The organism is Veillonella parvula (assembly GCF_945949885.1).
GTDB classification, from domain to species: Bacteria; Bacillota; Negativicutes; order Veillonellales; family Veillonellaceae; genus Veillonella; species Veillonella parvula_B.
In genome coordinates this window covers 1-6,734 of record NZ_CAMFFZ010000042.1, presented here as the reverse complement: position 1 = coordinate 6,734, position 6,734 = coordinate 1, and the positions used below count along the sequence as shown (strand labels likewise).

The following is a 6,734-nucleotide window of genomic DNA, read 5'->3' as shown; positions in this document are numbered from 1 at the left end:
GATTCTAAATTATAGAACCCCCTTGGATGTTTTTCTTGAAGAAGTTAATAGAATTATTGTAGATTTGGATACTGTTCAATTTCATATTGCAATTTAAGTTTTGTTTTAAATATTAATTTAGTCTAAATGCTCTTACTGCTTCCCCACCAACTGATAGCTCATATCCACTAGCATTTTAAGTTTCTCTATATCTTCATATCTTTCTATATCCACCGAGATCCAGTGTTGTTTATTCATATGATACGCAGGGTAGATTCCACTTTCACGAATTAGGGTAGGAATTAAATCAGGTTCACATTTTAGGTTAACCACATCCATAGGTTCATTTGTATCTAAACCTACTTGATAGCCTTTAATAGCAAAGATTCCAGCAAACCATTTCTTATTATCTCTACATCTGATTACTACATAGTCAGGATATTTTTCCCATGGATAATCGATATCACATATGTATTCTTGTTGTAAATAGTTAATAAAATTATTACGATTCATGATTCCCTATCTTATTTAACAGTTGATCTTTCATACATTCCCTTTGGTATAGCACTCATACCGGCCATTCGTTTTGAATATTGTTCTTTATCATTTAAATTTTCAGCATATTGAACAACATCCCTTAATTCTTTTGATGGAGTTTTAATATCTAAGTCTGTCATTATAAAGTGGGTATATAAATATTTATCATCATATAGCGATTGAATATACATTTTTGATGCAGATCGTTCTACTTCCATATAAATAGCTGGAGTAGCATCATTCCATACAGTGGCATATTGGATTGGTTTATATCCAGAATAAGGCTTATACATCGTAAAGAACTCTATTACTTCCGAAAATAATTTATGTTTGTTCGCCAGCTCTTTTGGAGTTAATTCTCTTACCATGACACCCTCACGATACCCTTTACCATCATAACTATAGATAGCATCAGCCTCAGTACCGCTATACGTTAAATTACTCGATTTAAGTGTTTGGAATGTAAATCCCTTTATAGTAAATGGTTTAGTCCTTGAAAGTACTTGTTTTGCTGGTTCAATTGAAGGTAATACATAATTAACTAATGGTGACATTAGCTCTTTATATACATATTCTTGATTATGTTTCTTTAGCAATTCTAGTTCTCTAGACTTACTTAAATCATAAGCAACTTGATAAGATAATGAAGGATCAGCTTTCATTCTAAAGTTTAGGACTCCTTCTAAAGTTCCCTTTTGATTTTGTCTAACTTCCCATGAACCATTTTTAATAGTCGGATATGAGAATGTATTGGCCTTAGATTTCCCTTCTTTTTCCTTGTGAATCGTGTATTTTAAATTACCTTCATTAAAGATAAAATTGCCCCGTTTTACTTCTGTAGTCATAGGATCTCCTTTAACAGTTACTCCAAATCGACTACTTGAAGGAATGGTAAATTTTATATTTGCTCCATCATTCTTTAAAATAAACACAGAAGATGAAAAGCCTGCAGAATGATTTAATTCCTCTGTAAAGTAAACTAACTCATCTATAGTCCAAGTTTTAGGCTTATTATCAGCATATTGTTTTCTTATCATAGTATTTACGTCAGACTCCATTTGCTTAGCTGTAGCATCCGACTTACGATAGTTTTGATATGCATCCTTTGAAATTGTGGGATCTGCACCTGGTATATTAATATCAATTGCTTGGCTACCTAATGTCACAAAACTAAAACATAGTGCAGCCATTAACGCACGTTTCATCATGAACTCTCATCCTTTCACATAATGTCTCCCCAATATTATATATATAGAATATCATATTTTATTTGACTCATAGTAGTACAATATAAATATAGAAACAAGGAGATGATATCTATGAAATTTACAAAACGTATAATTGTCATGACATTCTTAGCCGTGACTGCTGCTGTATCTACAGGATTTGCATATGATTACGTATGCAATGGATCACAAACAAATTGTAATACAAACTTTCAATACAACTGTAATAATAATACATTTTGTAATAATACCAGCCAAAGTTATTGTGGCTCAAACTCAAATACAAGAGGATGCGGCGGATATAGAAGATAATTTGGTAAGTATACTAAAAGCCTATAATACTAAAAATGTACTATAGGCTTTTGTCGTATATTACAAGAATACTATTTAATTCATCAAAATACAGTTAGGATTAATATGGCAACATACTTTTATCAGGAGTTCATTCTGTTAAAGTATTCAATAGATTTTGGTGTAAAACCAATATAAGTATTACCAGCTGCGTACGGACCTAATTCATATGGTTGGTAAACTAAATCTATATTCCCCTTACCGCGTAAGCAGTAATTATCTGTCACATATTTGACACTCCATCCACTTGGAATATAGCTCTTTGTATGATTACCTGTATAATAATTTAACACGTGAGATCGTAGGCCGTTATCCAATTGTTCTGCATTTGCAATTTTCACATAGTTATATAATGGAATACGTTGACCTGTTACTTTATTATATACAAGACCTCTTGTATTATACATACCATGAGCTGCTCCGGCGTAGTAATAATAGGTTGTTAGTAAGATTGAAACAACTTGACTATCCTCATAGGTAACCTTATAGTTTTGAGAAACTTGATAAATATGTCGGTTATAATACATATCCTTTGCTTCAAGTACATAATTTGCAATGTCTGTATTAATAACTCTTTGAGCATAAGCATGATCTGTATAAACTAAAGGATACTTTAAATCTAAATTTATATCAGATTGACTACCTGTAACAACAGTTGCATACGTAGGTACCGCCAACATAACACCTAATATAGAGGTCATACATAGCTTTTTAAAGATTCCCATAATACTGTCTCCTTTTAACAAACACCTTTAAATAGGTTATTACTGTATTAGTTCTACAAGCTATGATAAAACTCCTCTTTTACTATTTCACTTTTCTGATAATTTATTCATTATATAAAATAGCCAAAACTATCTACTATTTCACACTAAAGTGTTAGGAAGAACTCCGCCTAATACAGCAATAATAAGTCCAAGTGCAATCATCCAAATTGATATAAACCTTAAAATAAAGGAAGTATGTGTATAGATTTGTATAGTAAATTGATTATAATTAATAGCACCTTTAATCACCTTATCGCCTACTTTTTTCATAACTGCATCTAGTACAAAGGGATCTTCTGTAACGGATAGTCTATAGGTGCCTGGACCCGCATCAAAGGTATATAATTCCATTCTAGAATGAGTAATGCCATTAACTCGGGCACGCATAATAGATAGAAATAAAGGAATTGTCCTTCCCGTTTTTTCATCAACTAAGTTAAAACCAAATTCGCCAATAGGCGCCTTTGTAAAAATTTTCCACTAAGCCATAGGCCATAAGTACCTGCTCGCTCTAACGTAAAGGTGCCTTCTTTATTTACATAGGGCATTTCATAGAGCATCTTAGCTCTACCAAAGCGAATCGTGTATTTAATACCTAAATAAAACAAACAAAGTCCTAAAGGTATCAACAGATAAAATAACTGTTCCATTACCTACTCCTCCTCTATTCTCCCACTTTTACACAACACGATATGTATTTTCACTATATCATACTTTCACCACATAAAAAAGGACCCTCCAAAGAGAGTCCTCAATGTATATTGTTATGCTACTAAGCGTTTTTAGCTACTTCAACAAGTTTAGCGAATGCTGCTGCATCGTTAACTGCCAAGTCAGCCAACATTTTACGGTTAACTTCAACGCCTGCTTTAGCTAAACCAGCGATGAAACGGCTGTAAGTTGTACCGTTGATGCGAGCCGCTGCGTTGATACGAGCGATCCACAATTGACGGAATTCGCGTTTTTTCGCACGACGGTCACGACGAGCGTAGTACAACGCTTTCATTACTGTTTCGTTAGCTTTTTTGAACAAACGGGAACGTGTACCGCGGTAACCTTTAGCTAATTTTAAAATCTTTTTATGACGTGCATGAGCTGTAACGCCCTTTTTCACTCTTGCCATTGTATATTCCTCCTAAATTACGATGTATCGATCTAATAGTTAACGATTAAGCGTATGGTAAGCATTTAGCTACGCGTTTATGGTCAGCTTTTGCAACCAATGTGGCTTTACGTAAATTACGTTTACGAGCTGGAGATTTTTTCTCAAGAATGTGGCTTTTGAAAGCTTTCGCACGCTTGAATTCACCAGTACCAGTTACTGCGAAACGTTTAGCCGCTGCGCGACGAGTTTTAATTTTTGGCATAATATAATCCTCCCAATACCTTATTTACTTACTAAAATCATGGTCATGTTACGACCTTCCAACTTAGCTGCTTTTTCAATAGACGCCGTTTCTTTGAGTTCATCAGCAAAACGTGTCAATACCGCCATGCCGAGTTCAGGGTGTGAAAGCTCACGACCGCGGAACATGATGGTTACTTTTACCTTATTGCCTTCCGCCAAGAATTTGGATGCATTTTTCATTTTAACGTAAAAGTCATGGTCTTCAATATGTGGACGTAATTTGACTTCTTTCAAAGTTACGATTTTTTGTTTCTTTTTCGCTTCTTTCTCGCGTTTTTGTTGTTCATAACGATATTTACCGTAGTTCATAATGCGAGCTACCGGCGGTTTAGCGTTAGGTGCAATTTCCACAAGATCAAGATGCTGTTCCTCGGCCAATGCCAATGCCTCACGACCGGACATAATACCGATTTGCTCATTTTCAGGACCAACGACACGAAGTTCGCGGGCACGAATCTCTTCATTAATACGTGGTGTATCCTTGCTAATAGCGTTCACCTCCAAGAGAAATAAAAAAACGGATGGCAAACACCATCCGAATAGAGTTCTCTATATTAACCTCATACTTCTCGATATCAGGTGAGTGGCGGATGGCCTCTGCTTCATAAATTACTTAATTATGATATCAGATCAAATATATACTGTCAAGCCCTACCGATAAATATCATATGGTATCCGCTGCCGGCACAATTACGATTACTTATAAGATATCGGCATACCGGTCACGGTTATTATGTTTATTATGCATATATATAATTCGCTACAGACAAATCAGCCTCTGAAAGTATACAATATATTTAAATAATAATGGTATAAATTATATTTTTATGTACCTTTATATATTCATTTCGATAACGAAACCTTATTTTATCCTTAAGAAAGGAGTACTGTCATGTCTGAATCTATAATGAAAAAATCTCGTACATCAGTACAGAATGCGGGACTTATACTCGCCTTTATCATTCTGGGCGGTATTATGGCGCTGCCGACTCCGGACACTTTATCCACAGGAGGACACCGTATGATCGGCATCCTCGCTTTCGCCGTCATCCTCTGGATGACATCCGCCGTATCCTATCCCGTAAGCGCCACCATGATTACGGCTCTTACGGCACTACTGTTGGGATTTTCTCCGAATCCCGAAGCCCCCGCCAAATTTTTAGGCACGACCAGTGCGTTGAAGCTCATCATTTCCGGTTATTCGACACCGGCCATGATTCTCGTCGGTGCCGCCATGTTCATTTCCGTAGCCATGCGCAAGACCGGCCTCGACCGGCGTATAGCCATGCTCGTACTGTCCGGCGTGGGCACCAGGGTGAGCCGGATTTATCTGGGCGTCATCATTACGGGGCTCATCCTGGCCTTCTTTGTGCCGAGCGCGACAGCCCGTATCGCTTGCCTGGCACCGATTATCATAGGGATCGTTGAAAATCTGGGTATTGAACGAAAGAGCAGAGTCGCCGCCCTCCTCATGGTCGGTGCCGTTCAGGCGGACTCGTTCTGGAACATCATGATTCAGACGGCGGCAGCCCAGAATCTTGTAGCTGTAGGTTTCATGCAGACACAGATGAACGCCAGCATCAGCTGGGCCGACTGGCTCATCGCGGCGGCACCGTTCTCGATTACCATGGCAGTTATCACTTACATAGTGACACAGCTGTTAATCAGACCCGAATTCAGGGAGCTCGTCGGAGGCGATGTACAACTGGCTAAAATGCGCAATGAAATCGGCCCCATGACAGCGGATGAAAAGAAACTGTTATGCATCTCGATCGGGCTTCTCGCATTATGGGCTACCGGCGGTAAACTGCATTCCATCGATACAACTACGACGACCATCGTCGCCATTGCCCTGTTCTTCTTTCCTGGGCTCGGTATCATGGACTGGAAGTTTGCGCAGCAACATATCGATTGGGGATCCATCGTCATGTTCGGTGCCGGCATCGGGCTCGGTTCCGTTCTCCTGAAAACAAAAGCGGCCACCTGGCTTGCAGAAGTATTCGTAAACGCCTTTTCCCTCGAAACAGCCAGCATCTTCCTGCTCATCGCCATTATGGCGGCATTTCTCATCATCATCCATTTAGGTTTCGCTTCCGCAACAGCCCTTTCATCGGCAATGATTCCGATCGTTATCTCCATCGTCATGGGGCACAGCGCAGAAGGACTCAATCCGCTCGGTGTGACCATGCTCATGCAGTACGCCATTTGTTTCGGCCTGATTCTGCCGGTCAACTCGCCGCAGGGTATGGTGGCCTACGGTACGGAAACCTTTGACGTGAAAACATTTATGACCACCGGTATTCCGTTGACCATAATCGGTTATATCATGATGCTCGTATTTACACTCACATACTGGCACTGGATCGGTATCGCATAGCGGGATGAAACGATAAAACGCTGTTATTCCCCTTATAATCATAACCACCCGTAAAACGGGTGGTTTGCTCTGACCCTATAAGGGTCTTT

The 6,734-nt window shown here is 38.6% G+C and carries 10 protein-coding genes; 2 read left to right on the top strand and 8 right to left on the bottom strand.

Translation table 11 applies throughout. The features are described 5' to 3' along the window. Nucleotides 1–132 precede the first annotated feature (132 nt). Nucleotides 133–492, bottom strand: a complete 360-nt coding sequence (locus Q7O55_RS09260; protein ID WP_303929897.1) for an MmcQ/YjbR family DNA-binding protein — start codon at nucleotides 490–492, stop codon at nucleotides 133–135. 11 nt (nucleotides 493–503) lie between these two features. Next, entirely contained in the window at nucleotides 504–1,724 is a 1,221-nt protein-coding gene (locus Q7O55_RS09255) for a hypothetical protein (RefSeq protein WP_303929896.1), read from the bottom strand. A gap of 184 nt (nucleotides 1,725–1,908) precedes the next feature. On the opposite strand from Q7O55_RS09255, the gene Q7O55_RS09250 reads away from it, so the two are divergent. Beyond that, nucleotides 1,909–2,100: a hypothetical protein gene (locus tag Q7O55_RS09250; RefSeq protein ID WP_303929894.1), complete on the top strand. Its 192-nt coding sequence runs from the start codon at nucleotides 1,909–1,911 to the stop codon at nucleotides 2,098–2,100. Between the two features lie 76 nt (nucleotides 2,101–2,176). Here Q7O55_RS09250 and Q7O55_RS09245 read toward each other — a convergent pair whose 3' ends face one another. The 6 genes from Q7O55_RS09245 to infC all read right to left on the bottom strand — a co-directional run bounded on the left by Q7O55_RS09245 (nucleotide 2,177) and on the right by infC (nucleotide 4,766). Further along, a complete protein-coding gene (locus tag Q7O55_RS09245) occupies nucleotides 2,177–2,818 on the bottom strand; it encodes a PdaC/SigV domain-containing protein (protein WP_303929893.1) in 642 nt (213 codons plus the stop codon). A 141-nt stretch (nucleotides 2,819–2,959) separates the two neighbouring features. Beyond that, nucleotides 2,960–3,211 carry a hypothetical protein gene (locus Q7O55_RS09240; RefSeq protein WP_303929891.1) on the bottom strand — a complete coding sequence of 84 codons (252 nt, stop codon included), beginning with the start codon at nucleotides 3,209–3,211 and terminating at the stop codon, nucleotides 2,960–2,962. A gap of 80 nt (nucleotides 3,212–3,291) precedes the next feature. Next, complete coding sequence (locus Q7O55_RS09235; protein ID WP_303929888.1) at nucleotides 3,292–3,510, bottom strand: hypothetical protein; 219 nt, start codon at nucleotides 3,508–3,510, stop codon at nucleotides 3,292–3,294. Between the two features lie 122 nt (nucleotides 3,511–3,632). Continuing rightward, the gene (gene rplT / locus Q7O55_RS09230) at nucleotides 3,633–3,983 is read right to left on the bottom strand and encodes a 50S ribosomal protein L20 (protein WP_004696335.1); all 351 of its coding nucleotides are present in this window, start codon (nucleotides 3,981–3,983) and stop codon (nucleotides 3,633–3,635) included. Between the two features lie 46 nt (nucleotides 3,984–4,029). Beyond that, nucleotides 4,030–4,227, bottom strand: coding sequence for a 50S ribosomal protein L35 (gene rpmI, locus Q7O55_RS09225; protein WP_004696338.1), 198 nt, complete (start codon nucleotides 4,225–4,227; stop codon nucleotides 4,030–4,032). Nucleotides 4,228–4,247: 20 nt separating this feature from the next. Continuing rightward, nucleotides 4,248–4,766, bottom strand: a complete 519-nt coding sequence (gene infC, locus Q7O55_RS09220) for a translation initiation factor IF-3 (RefSeq protein ID WP_008601314.1) — start codon at nucleotides 4,764–4,766, stop codon at nucleotides 4,248–4,250. A 394-nt stretch (nucleotides 4,767–5,160) separates the two neighbouring features. Here infC and Q7O55_RS09215 point away from each other — a divergent pair, with 394 nt between their 5' ends. Beyond that, entirely contained in the window at nucleotides 5,161–6,645 is a 1,485-nt protein-coding gene (locus Q7O55_RS09215) for a DASS family sodium-coupled anion symporter (protein ID WP_303929886.1), read from the top strand. Nucleotides 6,646–6,734: the final 89 nt, after the last annotated feature.